The sequence below is a fragment of the Paracoccus salipaludis genome, assembly GCF_002287065.1.
In the GTDB taxonomy this organism is placed as follows: domain Bacteria; phylum Pseudomonadota; class Alphaproteobacteria; order Rhodobacterales; family Rhodobacteraceae; genus Paracoccus; species Paracoccus salipaludis.
This window is the reverse complement of record NZ_NSJZ01000107.1, coordinates 1-594: the sequence shown is the minus strand read 5'-3', so window position 1 is coordinate 594 and position 594 is coordinate 1. Positions and strand designations below refer to the sequence as shown.

1 protein-coding gene is annotated in these 594 nt (G+C 62.1%); it reads right to left on the bottom strand.

Annotated features, from left to right (window positions below):
• On the bottom strand, positions 1-207 hold a 207-nt coding region (locus tag CK240_RS18490; protein WP_205957923.1), incomplete at its 3' end, for a hypothetical protein.
• Positions 208-594: the final 387 nt, after the last annotated feature.

Below are 594 nucleotides of genomic sequence, written 5' to 3'. Positions count from 1 at the left end.
CCCCCGGCGGCGCAGGGCGCGATCGGTCAGATCCGCTAGCGGGTTCGGGTTGTGGTGCTGGCGCGGCGTAGCCGCGCCGACCAGCACGGCGATCGATTGCACCGGGGCGCCATTGCGCCGCTGTGCTGCCTGGGTGGCCTTGGCAAGCTCGATTTCCTCTTGCGACACGCCCGACCGGCGCAGCTCGTGGATGGTCGCTTTAGGCATCGTGCGCTCCGACAGTTGACTACCAGTCAACTACAGTTGACCACCAATCAACTGTCAATCTCTTTCAGGTCCAGCGTGGCAAGGCTGAAACCACAAAAACGCTCCAGCGTATCCATGTATCCTAAGAACATAAGAAGCGCGGTCCCTTTCCCTTCTGCCCTGCCGGTCCGGTGGCACGGCCGCAGGCAGGGGAACAGGAAGGATCAAGGTGACCCCGCTATCCGATAAGATGCCCTGGGGCCGGTTTGCGGTGCTTGTGGGCTCGCCTCAAGGGGCGAGTGGGGGTTCGATCACAGGAGCCGGCACGCCCGCTCTGGATGGCGTGTAAACATTCGACAGTTCCTGCCACTTCCTCTCCTTCTTTTTCTCGCTTCGACGAAGCTCCCT